Raw genomic sequence first — 19,108 nt, forward strand, 5'->3', positions numbered from 1 at the left:
ATATTTAATCGTATGTCATTGTCTAACAGCGCTTTAAACAAATTTTCGATTTTCTGGCAAAAATAGATTAGATTAATCCTTTAATGATTTATGATGTCGGACAAAATACTCACCAGGCCCTGGACGGAATTTGAGCTCAAGCAAAAGCTCGCCAAAATGCCTGTGCTGCCTGAGTATAAACTGCTTATTCAGGTGAGGGAAATTCTTCTGGACAGCCGACTGGCCAATGAAAGACTTGACTCGCTCATTGAGCTGATCGAAAAAATACCACTTCACAGATCTCAGGAAGAAAGAGAAATTTTTATCGAGCATCTGCAAGAAGTGCTGGTGGATGTTCGGCTTTCATCGGAGCTAACAGGAAATGTTGTGAAACTGCTCAGGTCAATAGAAAAGCAATCTTGACTTATTTACGGTTGCCGCTAAAATATTTCGGTCTTCAAAGGGCTCTTTTTGGCTCACCTAAAAGACCTGTTTCCATGGTTTTTTCTCAATGTTTTTGTATTTTACTAGTGAAAAAAAACAACAGGGTTGAGAAGATATTTTGAAAGCTTTTCTAATTTTCCCACCTGAAAAAATTAAAGTAATACCAAACCAACACAAAACACTCCAGCCCGTCTGGAATGAAAAATGGAAACTCGTGACTTACACCACAAGGTAATCCTGAAAACAGGACCCAATCAGGCTTATGAAGCCATTCTTGACCCCAAAAAACATAGTGACTTTACTGATAGTCCAGCAGAAAACGACGGAAAAGTAGGCGGAGAACACAGCGCTTTCGACGGCTACTGTTTTGGTGAAAACGTGGAGCTTTCTTATGGAAAGCGCATTGTACAAACCTGGCAAGCCGATGAAGACGGCTGGCCGGAAGATCACTTCTCCAGGGTCATCTACGAGTTTACGGCAGTTCCAGGTGGCACGCTTCTTACTTTCAAACAGCTCGGCGTGCCGGAAGAAGTGGCCGACAGCATTGACCAGGGCTGGATCGACTATTACTGGGAGCCTCTGAAAGCGTATTTTGAGGACTAGGTAACCCTGGCAGTCTAGCCTCATTCAGCTTTATTCTGTTCTTGTCCTTAGTTATGGCCATAATTCCGTAATTTTGCGGCTTGCTTTTGGCAGCTAACACATTTCGCATGGATTTAACACATTTAACGGCCATATCGCCGGTCGACGGTCGCTATAGAAAACAAACCGCTTTATTGGCTCCCTATTTCTCTGAGTGGGGACTGATTCGTTACAGACTCCAGGTAGAAGTCGAATACTTCATAGCGCTTTGTGAAATACCACTGCCTGCTCTTGGCACTTTTCCAACAGCCAGGTACGCCGAGCTAAGAGCCATCTATAAAGATTTCTCGGAGAAAGATGCGCTGGCCATCAAAGAAATAGAGAAAACGACCAACCATGACGTGAAGGCGGTGGAATACTTCATCAAACAGAAGATGGAAGCTGCCGACCTTTCAGCCTATAAAGAATACATCCATTTTGGCCTGACCTCGCAGGACATCAACAATACCGCCATTCCTCTAAGCCTGAAGGAGGCTCTGCAGGAGGTTTACCTGCCCAAGCTGAATGAAATAATTGCTTCACTGGCAGCCATGGCCGCAGATTGGGAGAAAATACCTATGCTGGCAAAAACTCACGGCCAGCCTGCCTCGCCTACCCGTCTTGGCAAAGAAATCAGAGTCTTTCAGGTACGGTTGGAGGAGCAGGTAAAAGGATTGGAAAACATACCGTTTGCGGCCAAATTTGGTGGTGCCACCGGCAACCTCAACGCACACCACGTGGCCTTCCCCACCTACAACTGGGCTGAGTTCGCCAACGGTTTTGTAAGCAATAGTCTTGGACTGAAAAGGAGCTCTCCCACCACACAGATTGAGCACTACGACCACATGGCGGCTCTTTTTGATGGTTTGAAACGCATTAACACAATTTTAATCGACTTTTCGAGGGACGTGTGGCAGTACATCTCGATGAACTACTTCAAGCAGCGCATCAAAGCCGGTGAGATTGGGTCGTCGGCCATGCCACACAAGGTGAATCCAATCGACTTTGAAAATGCCGAAGGCAACCTTGGCATGGCCAATGCCATTTACGAGCACCTTTCCGCCAAGCTGCCCATTTCAAGGCTGCAAAGAGACCTTACGGACTCAACGGTATTAAGAAATATTGGTGTACCCATTGCCCATAGCTATATTTCGCTGCTTTCGTTGGCAAAAGGCATTGGCAAACTGGAGCTCAATCAGGCGGCCATTGATGCCGATCTGGAGGACAACTGGGCGGTGGTAGCCGAAGCTATTCAAACAGTGCTTCGCCGGGAAGGCTTCGCCAACCCGTACGAAACGCTGAAGGCACTCACCCGCACCAATACCAAAATCACCAAGGAAAGCATCAGCACTTTTATTGATGAGCTGGAGGTAGGCGAAGACATAAAAAAAGAGCTGAGATTAATCAGCCCTTTCAGTTTCACGGGAATCTAAGAAAGCATTGACCCTTGGCTTTTTACCAGTGGTCAACAACTTTCTACAGTTCCCTGATTCTGATATTACGGAACCACACTTTGTTGCCGTGATCCTGCAAGGCAATTTTGCCTGTTGATGATTTTCCGAAAGCTTCCCACTTGGCGAACTTGCTTTCACTGACCATTTTATCCCAAACCGGGCCGCTTGTTGGGTATTCAACCACTTTCTTGCCATTCATGTAGTGAGTGGCTTTGCCGTCTTTGATCACCAACTTCACTTTGTTCCATTCCATCGCTGGCTTGTAAGCTGAGGGGTCGCTTGGGGGGATCATGTCGTACAAAGACGTCGCAAGACGGTTCCCATTTTTGCCTTGCTTGGCGTCCGGGTGGCGTTCATTGTCAAGCACTTGCATTTCAGGGCCTGTGTAATAAGGAGCGTTGTATTTGGCGTCTTCGATCACATGGAACATGATGCCGCTGTTTCCGCCTTCAGAAATTTTCCATTCCAGCTCTAGTTCAAAATCGCCATAATCCTTGTTGGTAACCAGGTCGCCAGCGCCGCCGGCAGTCAGCACAATGGCACCATCTTCCACCTGCCATTTCGGATCAACTCCTGATTTGTTGTAAATGTGCCACTGATCGATGGTTTTCCCATCAAACAGAGAAACCCACTTTCCTTTTTGCGCATTGGCAGCAAAGGAAAAAGAAAGCATCACCATAGCCATGACGCTTAAGCTTTTCATTACTTTATTCATATTGATGTGTTTTGTGCCCAAAAGGCGTTGTTCAACTTCAAAACCCTAAGTAGAAATGATTTTATTTTTTTACCTAGTGAATATACCTAAATGTACCTAATGAATGGCACATGGTCAATTTTGGTTGTGAAGCGGGCAAGGTCAAAAAGAGATGGGCGCTATATACTCTGGTTCAGTAGCGGAAGCGTCGCCAATAAAGTCGCCGGTATTGACTCGGCAGTCTTCGATCCTGTGCTTCAGTATGAGTTTCCAAAAGGGAGATTTTCGAAAAACCAGCCCCGTCTTCACAAAGAAATTGTTGGTCATCTTCTTCCACATGGTCTCGTAGCCCGGCTGCCCTTCCTTTAGCAACACGTACTCAAAGCCCATCTTGTGCGTTTCCTGAAGGGCGCAAGGGTTTCCGTAAAGCACCCCTTTTGTTTCTGTTATGATAATATAGCGTGGGTATTCTTGCCTGGGGAAGTCCTTCTTAGCCTCATTTTTCTTTTTTTGCTTCAGCACCCACGATGGGGAATCCTTGTCAATGGGCCTCTCTTTCGACTGAGCTGCTGCTGTGCACAAGCTCCCAAGATAGAAAGCTGTGGTCAGCATTATTAAAAAAACAGGAAGCCTAAGACGCATGGTTTCGAATATACTGGTAATTCTCCTCAATCAATATTTCCTTATTTCGATTCCAAGCTGGTTTGGGTTTCGAATCTACTATATTTGCAGGCATTTCGGAACCAGATCGCTATAGTTTTGAAGCACATCATTAGTTTTTTGCTACGCACAGTACCCAGAAAATACCTGCAACTTTTCAGCCATTGGGTGCTCAAGGTGGTCTCCATCTTTTACATTGGCAACAAAGTGGAATGCCCTGTATGCAACGCCCACTTCCGAAAGTTCTTGCCCTACGGCAGGCAGTCCCGTGAAAATGCCCTCTGCCCCAACTGCCTGGCACTGGAGCGACACAGGCTGATGTACCTGTTTCTCAAGAACAAGACCAATTTTTTTACTGATAAGTTGAAAGTGCTTCACGTAGCACCGGAAATCTGCTTTATAGAGGCATTTGAAAAACTTCACAAAGACGACTACATCACAGCCGACATAGAATCGCCTTTGGCGAAAGTGAAAATGGATATCCATCAGGTACCTTTTGACGACAACACCTTCGACGTTGCCTTTTGCAATCATGTGATGGAGCATGTAGACAGCGACCTGAAGGCGATGAGCGAGCTGCACAGAGTGCTGAAGCCGGGTGGGTGGGCCATCATCCAGGTGCCGTTCTTCTATCCGCTGGAAGAGAAAACAGTTGAAGACATCACCATCACCGATCCAAAGGAACGCTGCCGCAGGTTTGGGCAGGACGACCACGTGAGAAAGTACGGGAAGGACTATGCAGAACGGCTGGCCAGCGCCGGGTTTACAGTTGATGCCAATGACTATGTGAAGGAATTACCGGGCGACGTAGTTACCAGGTATGCGCTGCCAAAAGACGAGACTATTTTCTTTTGTAAAAAGGCATAGGCTACTTGTAGAAGGTTTCAGCAAACCCAAACTTAGGCTTTCTTCTGAGTACATACACCTCAAATCCTGCCTTTAAGAACCCCAGGCCATAACCCACCAGCTGCACAAAAGCAGCAGGCACTGACAAGATGCCGGCAGGCAACCCATTTTTAATTGTTGAATCAACCAGAATGAAGGCGGAATAGATCAGAAGAGGAAGGAGCCGGTTGGCATTGAACAGCAGCGCCCACACAGCCAGAAAAATGACTGCAACCGCAAACAAGGCTGGAAAAGTATGCACGGCTTTTGTAGAGCCGGGGTGCAACAAGTGAAGATGAATTCTTGCCACCCCTGAGTTGAACACCTGCTTATAAAACTGTCGGAAATTGCTTCTGCGTTTGTGATACACCCAGGCATCTTCAATTAACACGCCCTTCATGCCTGCTTTTTCTGCTCTCAAACAAAGGTCAATGTCCTCGCCAAACCGCATCGCCCTGAAGCCTTCAATCTTTTGAAAAAGCATGGCTTCAACACCCATATTAAAGCTACGGGGTTTATATGCTTCCATCGATTTTCTTTTCCCACGGATACCACCGGTGGTTAGAAAAGAGGTCATGGAATAGTTGATGGCTTTTTGAGTGGCAGAAAAGTCTGAGGCAGCCTTGTCGGGTCCGCCAAACAACGATGGTAGCTTTGGCAATGCGTCCAGCGCAGCAATATAACCCGGCGGCACTATCACATCCGAATCCAGGAAGATCAGCCACTGGCCTTTGGCCTGCGAAGCCCCGTTGTTTCGGGCTGCGCCGGGTCCGGCATTGGGTTGGAAAAGGTAGGTGAGGTCTAGCTTGCCGGCAAAGCTTTCAACCACTTTGTCAGCCTTTTGCTCCGAGCCGTCCTCCACAACGATCACCTCAAAGTGAGTTGCCTGCTGGTCGCCTAAACTGGAAAGAAGCTCCCTGAGTTCGTCCGACCGATTGTAAACCGGTACTATGAATGAGTATTTGGGCTTAGCCATGGGCCAAAGCTATAAACCTGACCTCTCAATGACCAGATAATCTTCATTCTTATTGCTGGTGATTGTCATCATTTCAGCCAGGAAGCCAGCCAGAAAAAGCTGAACGCCCACCACTACTGCCAGCAGAGCGATGTAAAACAATGGCTGATCGACAATTTCCCTGACCGGAAGTTTGAGCCTGAGGTTGTTCCATTTTTCAAGCGCCATAAACCCGGTAACACCGGCTCCAAACACAAAAGTGAGTGTGCCCAAAGTACCAAAGAAGTGCATTGGGCGCCTTTTGAACCTGGTAACAAAAGAAATAGAAAGCAGGTCGAGAAAGCCGAAGATGAAGCGTTCCAGCCCAAACTTAGTTCTGCCATATTTTCTGGCGTGGTGCAGCACCTCTTTTTCACCTATGCGAGAAAACCCGTTCCATTTGGCAATAAGCGGGATGTATCGGTGCATTTCGCCGTACACCTTGATGTTTTTTATTACCACAGACCTGTAAGCTTTCAGGCCACAGTTAAAATCGTGTAGCGGAATGCCTGACATGATGCGGGTAACGCCATTAAAAAATTTGGATGGAATGGTCTTGCCAATGGGATCGTGCCGCTTCTTTTTCCAGCCCGACACCAGGTCGTAGCCATCTTCCGTGATCATGCGGTAGAGCTCGGGAATTTCATCGGGGCTGTCCTGAAGATCGGCGTCCATGGTGATGACCACTTTGCCATCCGCTGCTGCAAAGCCTTCGTGCAGGGCAGCGGATTTACCGTAATTTCTGTTAAACCGTAAGCCTTTGATACAACTATTACCTATGCCTAGCTCCTGGATAGTTACCCAGCTGGCATCGGTGCTCCCGTCATCCACCAGTATCACCTCGTAGGTAAACTGGTTTTCCTGCATCACTTTTTGTATCCATTCACACAATTCCTGTAATGATTCCTCTTCATTTTTGAGAGGAACCACTACAGAAATATCTGGCTTATTTTCGGTCATTAAACTTCAAGTTGTGGATCGGTCTTTTTTGTAATGGCAGACACAATCAGGCTCAATATAAAGCCGAAAAACAAAACGCCCACTATACCAAAGACAAACATCATTCCCGGATTCATGAATTTTTCCGTAATGGCCATCGCCTGATCAATCTGTGCATCTGGCGTGCCTTGCTCTTCCATATTGTACCTTGCCTTTTCCATCATAGTTTCCACAAACGTTGGATCAACAAAGGTTATGTATATAAAGGAGAAAACGGAGCTAATCACCCCGCCAACCAGTGATATCCAAAACCCGATTCCGAGGCCCTGGCCAAATGAAAGGAATCCGTCTCCGTCCTCTTTGTATTTCTTATGAGCAAGAAAGATGACAACTGCTAAAAAAATGTAGTTGATCCATGATGCCCATGATTCAAATACCAGCCCGGTCAATTGAAGGACAAGGCCATAAATAATCATTACCACACCAGCAATAACGCCGTATTGCAAACCTACTCCTCTTGTTGTTACTTGTTGTTCCATGGTTTTAGTTTTTAGGTTTCGTTCTTAATATCATAGATAACATGATAGTAAACAAAAGGCCAAGGATGCATTTCTTCAATAGATTGTCCAAGGAGACAATAAAGGCAGTGGTAGCTTCTACGTCTGTTACTGTTTTGTCGTAGGTAGCCTGCCCCATTTCTTCAATTACCCTTGCTTTGCCGCTTTCAAGTATCTCTACCTTATTGGTAATGAATTCTGCCAAAAGATTACAGTCGCAAAACTCGAGAAACAAAATGATAAAGACACTGGACACCAGCGCAATGATTATATAGCAGAAAAAACCAACTGTCATTCCCTGCCAAAAAAACATCAAACGGCCATTGTGCACATCCCTGAATTCACGGATGCTCACAAACAGAAACAATGGCAACAGCATAAAATCGAAGGGCTGCAGCATTAAAAGAGGGTTTTCACCCAGCAGGAAAAGCACCACAAAAACCAGCACCACCAGCAAGCCTCCAGCTATCCCGTACTTCAGGGGTACCTTGATCAACGGATTCTTCATGCCAGCTTAGTTGATGATTTGAACAAGGCCATTATTGGCAACCGCTGCCACCATGCCAGTCAGTTCTTTTCCAAAAAATGGATTGTTGACAGATTTACTAAGGTTGGTTTTTTTATCGAGCATCCACCTGGTGGACGTGCTGGCCACTGTCAGGCAGGCGTCAGCACCAACCTCCAGAGCAACAGCAGGAAAGCCTAGCACCTTTCTCGGCCCATCGAAAACGGCGGGCAGCGACTGCTCCAGCGAAAGCTCGCCTTTGAGGTCCAGTTGGTTGAGCACAGGCCAGAGGGTTTGAAGCCCGGTGATGCCAAATTCGGCCAGGTCAAACTCCAGCTTTTTGCTCTCCTCATCCTGCGGCTCATGCGCCGACACAATGGTGTCGATGGTGCCATCCTTCACGCCGGCAATCAGCGCCTTTCTGTCCTTTTCGGTGCGGAAGGGAGGTGACACTTTGTAGTTGGTATCGAAGGTGCTCAGGTAGGTGTCGTTGAAACAAAGGTGGTGTACTGATACGTCGCAAGTCACTGAAAGGCCACGTTTTTTGGCTTTTTTGATCATATCGACAGCCTCAGCGGATGACACCTGCGAAAAATGGATCTTTCCACCAGCGTACTCCAGTATTCTCAGATCCCGCTCCACCATGATGGTTTCCCCAGCCACCGGCACACCTCTCATGCCCAACCTGGTGCTTTGCACTCCTTCATGCATCACGCCAAACTTTGCCAGCCACTTGTCTTCCGGCCTGTTCATCAACAAGCCATTGAGTGGCTGCAGATATTGCAGGGTTTTCAAGAGGATATCCGTGTTCCAGATTGGGTCGTGGCCATCAGTAAAAGCGACAGCACCCGCATGGTGCAGATCGATCATTTCACTCAGCTCCTCCCCTTTGCGCCCAAGTGTAACGGCAGCCATCGGATGAACCGTGGTCACTTTGCCTCGTCCCTTTGACTTTAGGTACTCGATATCGTTCTTCGTTTGTATGGTGGGGTGGGTGTCGGGCAGCAGGCACACATCTGAGAAACCTCCTGCGGCGGCAGCTTTCAACCCGGAGTTCAGGTCTTCTTTGTGCTCCATGCCCGGGTCGCAAAAATTAGCCCGCAGATCGAACCAGCCTGGCGTTACGATCAGGTCTTTGCCCTCGATAACCTTTCCTGCACTGTTAGTTTCCTTCAAGCCCAGGTAGTCGATTTTCCCATTTTTTATGGAAAGGTGGACTTTTTTCAGATGGAATTCCGAGGAGGGGTTGATCAGTTTTACACCTTTCAGGTATAGGCTACTCATAGGAAACGAAGTAATAAGACCTCAATAAGTAAAAATGCTAACGCCAAAATTAAGGCATATTTCCACAATTCCTTTCCATTGAAGCGTTCGTTCAAATTCTTTTCGAGATCTTCCGGTGAGAGCACATTGATAATCTCTTTTTTCTCCACCGTGTTGAACAACTCCAACACCGACTCTTCCGGCAAGGGTTTGAGTTGCGATTCGCCTTTCTCCAGATTGAACGCCAGTGCATCCACCAGTTCGTCCCTGAACTTCACGTCGTAGTAGCCAGCCTGCATCATAAACCTGGGCAGCTCCAGCCTTACATTGGCCCCCACCGCCTGCTGACCGGGCACAATTTCCTGCCCATTGCCGCTGAGCTTGTACAGGTCGGTATCAGTTACTTCCGACCCATTGACGGTGAGCAGTATTTCATCAAGCGTATAGTAAAGTCGGCCCTTTGTGCTTCGGGCACCGATAGCCATTTTGTACATGATGGGCACAAACAAGGCGTTGTTGGAAAACGTGCTGCTGGTCGGCGCCAGAGAAGAAGCCAGCAGGTACAAAACCCCCGAAGAGGCATTTGCTCGGGTCAAATAGGGAGCGCCTGACCTGTATTTCAGCAAATGACCGCCATTGTTACCCCAGCTCATTTGCATAGCAGCGGCTGGCATTTCCATTTTTTCGGAAGAGGCCTCAAAAATGTTTTTAAAGAAAGGGTTATTGAGATCGGGTTGAGTAATCTCCTGCAGGTTGGTTTGCACACTTTGCCTGAGCGCACTGTAGATATTCGCCCACCCGCTATCAAAACTTTGGGACGATGGAATGATCAAGACCGTTCTCCCATTATCGAGCGAGCTCTTGATAAAAGCTTCCAGGCCGCTGTTTAGCTGATCCACCTCGTTGATCACCAGCAACTCGGCATCCTCAAAGCTCCCGTAGTCAATATTGCCAGCATCGAAGGACTGCAAATCGAACAAAAGCTCGTTGGCAAACACCCTGCCAATGGCAGAAGAGGCTGTTCTGCCACGAATCTCCATAATGCGCACCCTGGGCGACTGGTTCAGCGTCAGGTAGAACTCATTGTCGAAAAGAATAGGGAAATCGTCAATGCTGAGATGGCACCGGTTGAAGTCCTCGAGCGCCATGTTGAGTTCAAATGAAAGGGTGGTTTGCCCATTGGGTACCAGGTCGGTAGTGAGCGCCCCCACCTGAATATCGTTGACAAAAAACTTGACCGGCATATCAGTTTTTATTTCCTCGCCCGTATTGCGAAGCGAAACGAAAAGGGTGTTGGTTTGACCCTCTATTAGAAAAGGGCTTTCGAGGTACACCGTGTCGATGAAAATATTGGCGGAAACAGGAAAGGAAATTGGCAGCAGCTTGAAATTGTTGACGGAGTCGCCATCCGATACCGGCTGCTCAGGGTTGTAGGCAAAGTCGCTGATCCAGTAAATGTCTTTTTCAGTGGCGCCCAGCTCCATTCGGCCAATGATCTCGTCGGGCGATCGCACGATAGATGAGTAGCTCAGCTCAGTAAGCAACTCCTCCACATCCACCTTGCTTTTGGCATGATTGGAAAACGGCGCAAAATCGTTGGTGATAAGCTGAAAGCGTGTTTCTCTTGGGTAAGCCTTGAGCACTTCACTGATCATGCCAATGCTTATGTCCAGCCCGGGCGCTTCTGTACCCGTCAGGTTGCTCATGCTCTGCGAGTTGTCGAGGTACAGCACCACGTCGCCGCTCAGCTGCTTGCCGTCGTTGGAAGGCAGGAAAGGCTGCGCAAAGGCCATGACAAGGAAAAAGACGGTCGCTAGCCTGGAAAACAGCACCAGCCAATGTTTCAGCTTTAGCTTGGAGCTGCTCGTTTGCTTCACATGCTTGAGCATGTTCACATTGGAGAAATATATTTTTTTCGCCCTGCGAAAATTAAACAGGTGAATGAGGATCGGAATAGAAAGTGCAAGAAGAGCCCAAAGGAATTGAGGAAATAGAAAATTCATGAAATGACTGTCTTCTTCTTTTTGTTAATCTCTAAACGGAATCCAAAGTAGAAGGATTGCCGATGATTTGGAAAGATAATGGAAAGCTTTGTCATATTTTTTCTATCAAGGGTATTAAGTAGGGCAAAAAGCACTTAAAACAAATTCATAATTCAACTTTCAAAGCTGTTTAACTACCCCGGCCCTAAAGGGAGAAAACAGCTTTGAAAGGCATCTTTTCCACTTAGGGTTGGGGTAAAAAAAGAAGACTTTCAAAGAAAGTAGTTTTAAGTGCACACACCATGGGGTATTAAGCCCTAACTTTAAGGTATGAACAATCGGCGGTACGTAAGCTTCTTAGCCCTCATTGGGCTGATTACTGGTCAGCTACTGAGCATTGGTGTGCTGGCGCAAACTATTCCCACCGACCTTGGCAATTTCAGTGAGTCGCTCAGGAAAATTGAGTTAGAAAACTACGGCGGCCAGCCCTATTCGCTTTCTTCTTTCGAAAACCAAAAACTCACCCTTTTGATCCTAATGGCCCACGATTGCCCTATTTGCCAGCAGTACACAGGCAAGTTCAGGGAATTGGCGCAAGTAGAGGGACTTAGCGTGATAGGGATTGCTCCCAGCGAAGGAGAAACCAAAGAAACCGCTGCGGCTTTTGCTGCCAAATACAAATTCGGCTTCCCCATTCTGCTCGACAGCCACCAGGTGGTCACTCATATTCTGAAAGCCAAAGTAACTCCTGAAGTTTTTCTTTTCAACCGAACGGGCGACCTGCTCTACAGGGGCAAAATAGACAATTGGTTTTATGAGCTGGGCAAGTACCGAAACGTCGTCACCGAGCACTACCTCGACGATGCCATTGCCGCCGCTCTTGTCGGCAAAGCCATCAACCCAAACAAAACGGAGCCGATTGGCTGCATGCTCAACATGAGTATGAAACATCACTAATCGGCTGGGAAATAGCCCCTAATTTCCCCGCTACCCTTTGCACAAACCAGTTCGGCGAAATCGGCAGTTTCATTCTTGCCGTCCTAAATTTGTTTTGCCTATTTTCGCTCACCAAAACAAGCACAATCAATTATGAGTCAATATAGTAAGTGGTATCACCCCTATAAATACGATGCTAAGTACAAGAAGAAGGTAGCCTACTTTAGCATGGAATTTGCCATTGACCAGGCACTGAAAATTTACTCCGGAGGCCTTGGGTTTCTGGCAGGCTCCCACATGCGCAGTGCTTATGAGCTTAAGCAGAACCTGGTTGGCGTTGGCATTTTGTGGCAGTACGGCTACTACGACCAAACCCGCAACATGGATCAGTCGTTGGGCGCTGTGTGGACAGAGAAAAACTACAGCTTTCTGGAAGACACGGGTATCATTGTCGATGTTCCCATTTTCGACAATGGCAGTGTGAAGGCCAAGGCGTATGCCCTCAAGGCCGACACCTTTGGCAGTGCGCCCATCTATCTGCTGAGCACCGATATTCCAGAGAATGACTACCTGTCACGCACGATTACCCACAGGCTTTACGAAGACAACGAGCTGACAAGGGTTGCGCAAAGCATGGTGCTGGGCGTGGGTGGCTACAAGGTGATTGAAGCCCTGGGCGGTGCCGACATTTACCACCTCAACGAAGGCCACGGATTGCCAGCCTTTACTCACATGTATGCGCAGGCAGCCGATAAAAAGAAGCTGAAGAGCAAATGCGTATTCACCACGCATACACCGGAAAAAGCCGGCAATGAAGAACATTCCCTTGAGCTGCTGAACAAAATTGGCTTTTTCCCTACTGGCTGGAAGCAGGAAGAAGTAGATTGGATCACGGACAAATCGGGTAAAGTGAGCTACACGGTGGCTGCGTTGCGGCTGGCCAAAAAAGCCAATGCGGTGTCAAAAATCCACGCCAAGGTGTCGAAAGAAATGTGGGGCACATTTAAAGATACGTGTGAAATAATCCCCATTACCAACTCTCAAAATGTGAGCTACTGGGCCGACAAAGAGCTGAACACCGCCCTGGAGAAAAATAATGACAAGGCTTTGATAGCCAGAAAGAAGGAGATGAAAAGCGAGCTTTTCAAAATTGTGGCCGATCAGTCGGGCAAGCTGTTCGACCCTGACGTACTCACCATCGTGTGGGCCAGAAGGTTTGCTGCCTACAAAAGGCCCGACCTGCTGCTCAAAGACTTCGACAGGTTCCGAAAGCTGGTTACCAACACCAAAAGACCCGTGCAAATCATTTGGGCAGGCAAGCCCTACCCCAAAGACTACGGCGCCATCGACATCTTTAACCACCTCGTGAGGGTGTCCAAAGAGTTTGCCAATTGCACGGTGCTGACAGGCTATGAGCTGGCACTGAGCCGCTCACTGAAAAACGGCAGCGACATTTGGTTGAACACGCCCAGAAAGCCCAGAGAAGCTTCAGGCACCAGCGGCATGACAGCAAGCATGAATGGCAGCGTGAATTTATCGATTCAGGATGGCTGGATTCCGGAGTTCGGCAAGCACGGTGTCAACAGCTACCTGATTCCTGACGGCACCGACTTCAACGACCATCCAAAGCTGGACCAGGAGGACTTTGAGGGGATGTACAAGATCCTTGAAAAGGAGATTCTTCCTACTTACTACGACAAGCCCGAAAAGTGGCTGGAAGTGATGAAAAACAGTATGAGAGATGTGGTGCCGTATTTCAGCAGCCACAGAATGGTCGACGAGTATTACGAAAAACTTTACTCATAAAGCAATTGGGGCAGTTGATTGGATCAACTGCCTTTATTTTTTCAACTGAACTTAAAAAGGCTTTAGGGCACAAATACAGCCTCAAGCACGGGTGATGCATCCTTTTTGCCGAGTGCCTTCAGTACTTTGAAATGGCTCGCCACTGCGTCCCGAAGCCTGCGCTTCGACTTATATGGATGCCCAAACTCCTCCGAGGTCTCTTTCACGATCTTGGAAAGTTTGTGGTAGTGCACATGGCAGATATTGGAGAAGAGGTGGTGTTCCACCTGATAGTTCAGCCCTCCTACATACCAGGAGAGTAACCTGTTGTGCTGCGCAAAATTGGCAGTGGTGTGTAGTTGGTGTACAGCCCAGGTATTGTAGATATTACCGGTTTCATCAGGCACGGGATATTCGGTACCCTCCACCACATGCGCCAGCTGAAAAACTACTGCCAGAATGAAGCCGGCGATGTAGTGCATCACAAAGAAGCCTATCAACACATGCCACCACGCAAAAGGCAATACCAACATGGGTATTACGATGATGTAGGCGTAGTAGGCAATTTTGGTAAATATCAATACTGACCATTCCTTCAGCTCAGTCGTCTTTTGTTTTTTGATCTGACCGGCTCTTTTGTACCTGGTGAGACGCTCAAAGTCTTTGAACACAATCCAGATAAACGACAGAAGGCCATAGAAAAACCACGCATAGATAAACTGGAACTTGTGGAAGGGCTTCCAGTCGGTGTGGGGACAAAAACGAAGCACGCCTCTTGGTTCAATGTCTTCGTCGGTTCCGTCAACGTTGGTAAATGTGTGGTGGAGCACATTGTGCTGCACCTTCCAGTTGAATGCATTGCCGCCCACCATGTTCAGGGAATAGCCGAGCAGCGTATTTACCCATTTCTTTTTTGAATAGGCACTATGGTTGGCATCGTGCATCACTGACATGCCAATGCCCGCAAGGCCAAACCCCATAACGGCACTCATGGCATAAAACACATAGAGGCTTGAAAAAGAGCCTGCTACAATGACTGCGTAGGGACCGAAATACAGCGTAAACATGGCAATAGTCTTGAAGACCATGGCCGTGTTGGCATTGCGGCTAATGTTTTTCGTTTTGAAGTACTGATTGACTCGGTGATTCAGAGTAGTGAAAAAGTCGTACTCCTTCGACACAAATTTAATGGATTGGCTCATGTAGCTTTTATTGGTGTTAAAGTGACCTTCGCTAGAATGAGTGATCCAATGAAGAGCAGCGATGTGAGACTAGATAAAAGGAAAATTGCTGGTAAGAATGAAAATAATTCGGGACGGCATCTGCAATATAGCCCTTATGACCCTGCATAGCTACACAAATCTGATATATCTGGCAGGCGGGAAATTACTTAAAGAATTAAAAATGCCGTCGGTGCTACCTTATGCTGAACTTCCGACAGATATGGCAGGGGTGCAACATGCTCCAATTTTCGATTTCAATAGGGCCAATTTTGACTGGAGCATGTTCAACAATCATGCATTTCTCATTTCTTTCTCACAATATACATACAATACTTAGTGGTTGACTTATGGCCTGATTCGTCATCTTCGTACCTGTAAACCAGGGATGAATCATTTACCGTCTCAAAATCTGGGTTTGAATTGCTTATTGCTCCCTTTAAGATCCTGACTTTGGAACCGGTATCCTGTACACATACGCAAATCAAGCCATTGGGCTTTAGGTCGTTGGCAATTTTATTGATCAAAGAAGTTTCTTTTTGCCTGTCACGTTGCTCAAAATGAAACATGGAGTCGAGCAATACAATGTCAAAATCCCCATAGTTATCAAAATCATATATATTACTGACCACCCCAGTGATTTTCAGGTTTTCTGCGTTGGATATGCCAATCATCTGGTCAATGCCGACTTTTGAATTATCGACTCCGGTTACGGTATATCCGAGTCTTGCCAGGGCTACGGCATCCCGCCCTTGTCCACAACCTAAGTCGAGGAGTTTTCCTTTGGATTCGTGGTTTTTGAAAAACTCAACCAACTCTGTATATGGCGCTCCAAATAGATTTTCAGTCTCGTAGTATTTGTCGTAGTCAGCCATTTATTGATTTCCTGATTTAGATTGGCGTTCTGCGCTAGACAGGTCATGCAGTATGGGGATTGATAAGAACTACCGCCTTCCTCCACAATAGCCAAGCTTTGCCAACCGTAGCTTTTGCAAAGGCTGCCCAATGATAAAATTAACCGATGTGGCAGAGAATCCAAGCGAGTTGCCCCTCATAGCAAGCGAAGCCCACTTTCATAGCACCGAAGTGTTAACGGCCATCTTGTAGGAGTGCGGCCATTTTGGTTGGTATAATCCTTCCCCAGCAAATGACAAGAGGATGTCTCTTACGGGTGCCGGATACAGGACGCAAGCATCCAATATGGCTTTGACAATTCTCTGTTTGGCCATCAATAACCTAATCCCAGGATTTGAGAATCCTTCACAAGTTTTTCAAGCTGTGATTCCCTAACCTTATTCTGCTGTTCCTTTACACGTAAAACATCGTGAAGCAGTATCCGTCGATGTTTGCCCACTTTTTTGAAAGGAATCCGTCCTTGTTCCAATAACTTGATGATGAAAGGCCTGGAAACATTCAGTATATCAGCTGCCTTTTGGGTAGACAATTCAGCATCCTCCGCTACTATATCTACCGATTTGCCATCCGACATATTAGAAAGCACTTCTATAAGATGGATTAATGCCTTTTCTGGGATCATTATATCCTCTCCCTGAAGAGTTATCCTTACCTCATTCGACTTAGAAGATTTTCTCCTCCCTGCAAATTGAGAAAGCCTTGCAACCGACTCCGAAGCCATCTGTTGCTCCTTTTTAGTAATCTGTTTTTTAACCGTGCTCATGTCCAACAGTTTGCTACAAATATATAAACGAAATATTCGAAACAAATGTTTTATACGAAACAGTATGACGATTGGCGCTAACCACTGGCGATTGGAGTTGTTTAATAGACTTCGCTAGCCAACTAGCCACGCATTATTAACCGCAGCTTTAGCGGAGACTGGCCGATGTTAAATTAACTTTTGTGGCGGAGATTCCGGCGAGCTTCTGATTGCATCAAGCCTAGCCCCGTGCGTGGAAGGTTGTGTTGAGCGCATTTATTCGTACTTGGAAAGGTCAACTTCGGCCATTCCTGCAGACTTCCGAAGCTCGTTGTACATTGTCTTGTAGACATCGGCCTCGTCGTCTGTCATATTAAATACCACGTTCACTAGCCCCCACTCAAGTTGATCCATTAGAGTTAAATGTTGTCGGATTTGTTCGAATGTCCACTCGGAACGACAAATAAATAGTCTACCCAGAGCAAATGTAGGTACTTCGTCTGCAGATCCGTCCTCTACCTCCATGATGTTCAGGAATTTATTGGTAAGAGATGCGTCTTGCGATACGCAGACATAGTTTGTGAATTGTCCGAGAGATAAATCAAACTGTTCTTCATGAAATACTGTCCATTTCCTATTCAGTCGTTTGAATTCTTCTGAAGTTCGATCTACCACTTTCAGCATTTGGTTGTATAAATCAAGCTCGGTTCGAAATATCCCGTCTAACAAGTTTGTCATCTCGTGGTTGCCAAGGTTATTCACATCTCGAATTCTACTCTTATGGACGAACCCTGTAATCTGCCTACTCTCGTGCTGGGAGGTCTCACAATTACACTTTGTCATCTTAATCATCAGCCATTGCTCAGCTGTTGAATCCGCAAAACGAAAGAGTTCGTTGGCAAGAAGCTTACCGATAACTTCAGACTTGGTTGTCTTGCCAGCTCGAATGTTGGTATATCCGTCCGGGTCGTTGATGACTCCGATTTTCCACTCCTGAGAATAAAGACTGGAAAAAGTACACGTCGCTAGAAATATCAGCCAAAGTTTTCTCATGCAGTGCAATTACGCTCAACGCCTCAGTAAAGTGAGTGTGGGAGTTTTATGCAGCTCCGCTTCCACTGGCACTTAGTCACGGCGATGTTAAAATTATAAATTGTGGCGGGCAATCCAAGCCACCTGCCCTATGGCATCCGCTGAAGCCCACATTCACTTTACTGTTGTGTTATGAGCCTTTCTTTAGAAAATCCCACCACTTTTTGGAAGTCCGTTCTCCCTTTATTAATTGCTTAATTGTCAGTTGCTGCGTTGGTTTAGGCTTTGTCAACTCGGATTCAAATTGCTTCTCAGCATCATAGCTCATATTCCATCCTGTCGTGTACGAAGGCTTGAATAGGTAACTCAGTCCGATTCTATCAATTACTTTATATTGAGCCTCTATGTCTATTTTACCAATAGATTCGTACAAGCTTGAATATTCTTTGAAATAGAGATCTGGCATGTACCAGACTACGTCGGGTTTGTCCGTCCAGTTTCCAAAATTTAGCACAAGTACTTCTGCTTTTTCAAAGTCATCTAGGCTAGGCAACTCTCTTTTATTAATTCTGGTTGTCGCCACTAAGTTATAGGGCGTCACTGGATCTGCGTCAGTTGCTAATACCACAGCTCCTCCATAATTGCCATTCCGCATCTTAAATACCAAGCATTCTCCAGTTGAGAAGACGGCGGTATTCAGCTTTAGTTTTTTTCTCGGCTTTGCCTTTGGTCGTTCCGTTTGGATTTTGTCAAGGAATTTTTTGAGAGCAACTTTTCGTCTCGTAAGGTCGGGTTCTGATGCACCCAAATGTCTCCAAATACTTAAGTCAGCACCAGACGTAACAATCGTCTCAACTTTCCTTAAAATATCTTCATCAAGCGACTTTGTTTCCCATTGTGCCAAAGCAATTGCAAACCAAAGGCTATGTTTCTCCTCTTCGATTTCTAAGATTTCCCAATTGTCTTCTATGATCTTTTTTGAGATAGTCTTAGGATCGCCGCCTGCATTGTACAGTTCAAAAAATTCACTATACACGTCTGCAAAAGCATCGCTATCTTTTATTGCAGTTCCCCAAGTTCCCATATTGAAAAGTTTGGCAGCATTGGCTCATAACAATTCGGTATGGCCAATAGCCATATACCAATTATAACAATTTTTCCGCTTCAAAGATCAAAACAGCTAAACAACCCAACCAAAGCCAGCATATCCGTTTACAACCGCATACTATGAACCTGATATACCGCTGACCCTTTCTGCTCTGTCTGGTATACGAAAGCTCAGTTCCCATTGAAAGCGGCACTATGTCAAAACATCACTATGTTTGACCGGAAAGATAGCTGTGTTTCTCAGGTTTGCTACGCAACAAACGAGTTGGCGCTGCGCTGCCGGAAAAAAGGGCATTTGAATGACCGAAGCGGCCTGCGTTAATTAATCGCACAAAAACAACGGCAAAAAGACCAGTATTCCTGAGGACTCAATATACATATACCATCATAACCA

Annotated in this window: 19 protein-coding genes; 6 read left to right on the forward strand and 13 right to left on the reverse strand. The window is 46.5% G+C overall.

The genetic code is table 11. The features are described from left to right. Nucleotides 1-90 precede the first annotated feature (90 nt). The 3 genes from AAC052_RS17170 to purB all read left to right on the forward strand — a co-directional run bounded on the left by AAC052_RS17170 (nucleotide 91) and on the right by purB (nucleotide 2,477). Nucleotides 91-402 carry a hypothetical protein gene (locus AAC052_RS17170; RefSeq protein WP_339814767.1) on the forward strand — a complete coding sequence of 104 codons (312 nt, stop codon included), beginning with the start codon at nucleotides 91-93 and terminating at the stop codon, nucleotides 400-402. Between the two features lie 225 nt (nucleotides 403-627). Continuing rightward, the gene (locus tag AAC052_RS17175; protein WP_152000667.1) at nucleotides 628-1,026 is read left to right on the forward strand and encodes an SRPBCC domain-containing protein; all 399 of its coding nucleotides are present in this window, start codon (nucleotides 628-630) and stop codon (nucleotides 1,024-1,026) included. 107 nt (nucleotides 1,027-1,133) lie between these two features. Continuing rightward, complete coding sequence (gene purB, locus AAC052_RS17180; protein WP_339814768.1) at nucleotides 1,134-2,477, forward strand: adenylosuccinate lyase; 1,344 nt, start codon at nucleotides 1,134-1,136, stop codon at nucleotides 2,475-2,477. 43 nt (nucleotides 2,478-2,520) lie between these two features. Here purB and AAC052_RS17185 read toward each other — a convergent pair whose 3' ends face one another. Further along, complete coding sequence (locus tag AAC052_RS17185; RefSeq protein ID WP_317492373.1) at nucleotides 2,521-3,201, reverse strand: DUF1080 domain-containing protein; 681 nt, start codon at nucleotides 3,199-3,201, stop codon at nucleotides 2,521-2,523. A gap of 153 nt (nucleotides 3,202-3,354) precedes the next feature. Further along, the gene (locus AAC052_RS17190) at nucleotides 3,355-3,804 is read right to left on the reverse strand and encodes a hypothetical protein (RefSeq protein WP_339814769.1); all 450 of its coding nucleotides are present in this window, start codon (nucleotides 3,802-3,804) and stop codon (nucleotides 3,355-3,357) included. Nucleotides 3,805-3,951: 147 nt separating this feature from the next. Here AAC052_RS17190 and AAC052_RS17195 point away from each other — a divergent pair, with 147 nt between their 5' ends. Further along, nucleotides 3,952-4,719, forward strand: a complete 768-nt coding sequence (locus AAC052_RS17195) for a methyltransferase domain-containing protein (RefSeq protein WP_339814770.1) — start codon at nucleotides 3,952-3,954, stop codon at nucleotides 4,717-4,719. 1 nt (nucleotide 4,720) lies between these two features. Here the strand turns inward: AAC052_RS17195 and AAC052_RS17200 are convergent, their stop codons facing one another. The 6 genes from AAC052_RS17200 to AAC052_RS17225 are packed head-to-tail and all read right to left on the reverse strand — an operon-like array spanning nucleotide 4,721 to nucleotide 10,998. Then, nucleotides 4,721-5,713: a glycosyltransferase gene (locus AAC052_RS17200; RefSeq protein ID WP_339814771.1), complete on the reverse strand. Its 993-nt coding sequence runs from the start codon at nucleotides 5,711-5,713 to the stop codon at nucleotides 4,721-4,723. A gap of 9 nt (nucleotides 5,714-5,722) precedes the next feature. Then, nucleotides 5,723-6,691: a glycosyltransferase family 2 protein gene (locus tag AAC052_RS17205; RefSeq protein ID WP_317488222.1), complete on the reverse strand. Its 969-nt coding sequence runs from the start codon at nucleotides 6,689-6,691 to the stop codon at nucleotides 5,723-5,725. Further along, entirely contained in the window at nucleotides 6,691-7,209 is a 519-nt protein-coding gene (locus AAC052_RS17210; protein WP_317488223.1) for a DUF4199 domain-containing protein, read from the reverse strand. The genes AAC052_RS17205 and AAC052_RS17210 overlap by 1 nt, the downstream gene beginning before the upstream one ends. A gap of 4 nt (nucleotides 7,210-7,213) precedes the next feature. Next, nucleotides 7,214-7,735: a DUF4199 domain-containing protein gene (locus AAC052_RS17215; protein ID WP_317488225.1), complete on the reverse strand. Its 522-nt coding sequence runs from the start codon at nucleotides 7,733-7,735 to the stop codon at nucleotides 7,214-7,216. Nucleotides 7,736-7,741: 6 nt separating this feature from the next. Beyond that, on the reverse strand, nucleotides 7,742-9,016 hold the full coding sequence (locus AAC052_RS17220) for a dihydroorotase (RefSeq protein WP_339814772.1): 1,275 nt from the start codon (nucleotides 9,014-9,016) through the stop codon (nucleotides 7,742-7,744). Beyond that, nucleotides 9,013-10,998 carry a VWA domain-containing protein gene (locus AAC052_RS17225; RefSeq protein ID WP_339814773.1) on the reverse strand — a complete coding sequence of 662 codons (1,986 nt, stop codon included), beginning with the start codon at nucleotides 10,996-10,998 and terminating at the stop codon, nucleotides 9,013-9,015. The genes AAC052_RS17220 and AAC052_RS17225 overlap by 4 nt, the downstream gene beginning before the upstream one ends. Before the next feature lie 309 nt (nucleotides 10,999-11,307). Between AAC052_RS17225 and AAC052_RS17230 the strand changes: the two genes are divergently transcribed. Together AAC052_RS17230 and glgP are read left to right on the forward strand one after the other, a co-directional pair. Then, a complete protein-coding gene (locus AAC052_RS17230; protein ID WP_339814774.1) occupies nucleotides 11,308-11,934 on the forward strand; it encodes a redoxin domain-containing protein in 627 nt (208 codons plus the stop codon). A gap of 132 nt (nucleotides 11,935-12,066) precedes the next feature. Continuing rightward, nucleotides 12,067-13,719 (forward strand): alpha-glucan family phosphorylase, encoded by a 1,653-nt coding sequence (gene glgP, locus AAC052_RS17235; protein ID WP_339814775.1) that lies wholly within the window; start codon nucleotides 12,067-12,069, stop codon nucleotides 13,717-13,719. Between the two features lie 62 nt (nucleotides 13,720-13,781). Here the strand turns inward: glgP and AAC052_RS17240 are convergent, their stop codons facing one another. From AAC052_RS17240 to AAC052_RS17260, 5 genes are all read right to left on the reverse strand, one after another. Beyond that, nucleotides 13,782-14,900: an acyl-CoA desaturase gene (locus AAC052_RS17240; protein WP_339814776.1), complete on the reverse strand. Its 1,119-nt coding sequence runs from the start codon at nucleotides 14,898-14,900 to the stop codon at nucleotides 13,782-13,784. A gap of 323 nt (nucleotides 14,901-15,223) precedes the next feature. Continuing rightward, nucleotides 15,224-15,793: a methyltransferase domain-containing protein gene (locus AAC052_RS17245; RefSeq protein ID WP_339814777.1), complete on the reverse strand. Its 570-nt coding sequence runs from the start codon at nucleotides 15,791-15,793 to the stop codon at nucleotides 15,224-15,226. A 353-nt stretch (nucleotides 15,794-16,146) separates the two neighbouring features. Beyond that, nucleotides 16,147-16,596, reverse strand: a complete 450-nt coding sequence (locus tag AAC052_RS17250) for a helix-turn-helix domain-containing protein (protein ID WP_339814778.1) — start codon at nucleotides 16,594-16,596, stop codon at nucleotides 16,147-16,149. A gap of 255 nt (nucleotides 16,597-16,851) precedes the next feature. Then, nucleotides 16,852-17,313 carry a hypothetical protein gene (locus AAC052_RS17255; protein WP_339814779.1) on the reverse strand — a complete coding sequence of 154 codons (462 nt, stop codon included), beginning with the start codon at nucleotides 17,311-17,313 and terminating at the stop codon, nucleotides 16,852-16,854. Between the two features lie 484 nt (nucleotides 17,314-17,797). Continuing rightward, nucleotides 17,798-18,691 (reverse strand): hypothetical protein, encoded by an 894-nt coding sequence (locus tag AAC052_RS17260; protein WP_339814780.1) that lies wholly within the window; start codon nucleotides 18,689-18,691, stop codon nucleotides 17,798-17,800. Nucleotides 18,692-19,108: the final 417 nt, after the last annotated feature.

The organism is uncultured Imperialibacter sp. (assembly GCF_963974565.1).
GTDB lineage: Bacteria > Bacteroidota > Bacteroidia > Cytophagales > Cyclobacteriaceae > Imperialibacter > Imperialibacter roseus.

What these genes read in the sequence shown, in the direction of transcription:
- AAC052_RS17225 (WP_339814773.1), bottom strand. Translation starts at nt 10,998, where the DNA reads ATGAATTTTCTATTTCCTCAATTCCTTTGGGCTCTTCTTGCACTTTCT.
- glgP (WP_339814775.1), top strand. Translation starts at nt 12,067, where the DNA reads ATGAGTCAATATAGTAAGTGGTATCACCCCTATAAATACGATGCTAAG.
- AAC052_RS17245 (WP_339814777.1), bottom strand. Translation starts at nt 15,793, where the DNA reads ATGGCTGACTACGACAAATACTACGAGACTGAAAATCTATTTGGAGCG.
- AAC052_RS17175 (WP_152000667.1), top strand. Translation starts at nt 628, where the DNA reads ATGGAAACTCGTGACTTACACCACAAGGTAATCCTGAAAACAGGACCC.
- AAC052_RS17250 (WP_339814778.1), bottom strand. Translation starts at nt 16,596, where the DNA reads ATGAGCACGGTTAAAAAACAGATTACTAAAAAGGAGCAACAGATGGCT.
- AAC052_RS17205 (WP_317488222.1), bottom strand. Translation starts at nt 6,691, where the DNA reads ATGACCGAAAATAAGCCAGATATTTCTGTAGTGGTTCCTCTCAAAAAT.
- purB (WP_339814768.1), top strand. Translation starts at nt 1,134, where the DNA reads ATGGATTTAACACATTTAACGGCCATATCGCCGGTCGACGGTCGCTAT.
- AAC052_RS17240 (WP_339814776.1), bottom strand. Translation starts at nt 14,900, where the DNA reads ATGAGCCAATCCATTAAATTTGTGTCGAAGGAGTACGACTTTTTCACT.
- AAC052_RS17230 (WP_339814774.1), top strand. Translation starts at nt 11,308, where the DNA reads ATGAACAATCGGCGGTACGTAAGCTTCTTAGCCCTCATTGGGCTGATT.
- AAC052_RS17260 (WP_339814780.1), bottom strand. Translation starts at nt 18,691, where the DNA reads ATGGGAACTTGGGGAACTGCAATAAAAGATAGCGATGCTTTTGCAGAC.
- AAC052_RS17210 (WP_317488223.1), bottom strand. Translation starts at nt 7,209, where the DNA reads ATGGAACAACAAGTAACAACAAGAGGAGTAGGTTTGCAATACGGCGTT.
- AAC052_RS17185 (WP_317492373.1), bottom strand. Translation starts at nt 3,201, where the DNA reads ATGAAAAGCTTAAGCGTCATGGCTATGGTGATGCTTTCTTTTTCCTTT.
- AAC052_RS17220 (WP_339814772.1), bottom strand. Translation starts at nt 9,016, where the DNA reads ATGAGTAGCCTATACCTGAAAGGTGTAAAACTGATCAACCCCTCCTCG.
- AAC052_RS17215 (WP_317488225.1), bottom strand. Translation starts at nt 7,735, where the DNA reads ATGAAGAATCCGTTGATCAAGGTACCCCTGAAGTACGGGATAGCTGGA.
- AAC052_RS17255 (WP_339814779.1), bottom strand. Translation starts at nt 17,313, where the DNA reads ATGACAAACTTGTTAGACGGGATATTTCGAACCGAGCTTGATTTATAC.
- AAC052_RS17200 (WP_339814771.1), bottom strand. Translation starts at nt 5,713, where the DNA reads ATGGCTAAGCCCAAATACTCATTCATAGTACCGGTTTACAATCGGTCG.
- AAC052_RS17190 (WP_339814769.1), bottom strand. Translation starts at nt 3,804, where the DNA reads ATGCTGACCACAGCTTTCTATCTTGGGAGCTTGTGCACAGCAGCAGCT.
- AAC052_RS17170 (WP_339814767.1), top strand. Translation starts at nt 91, where the DNA reads ATGATGTCGGACAAAATACTCACCAGGCCCTGGACGGAATTTGAGCTC.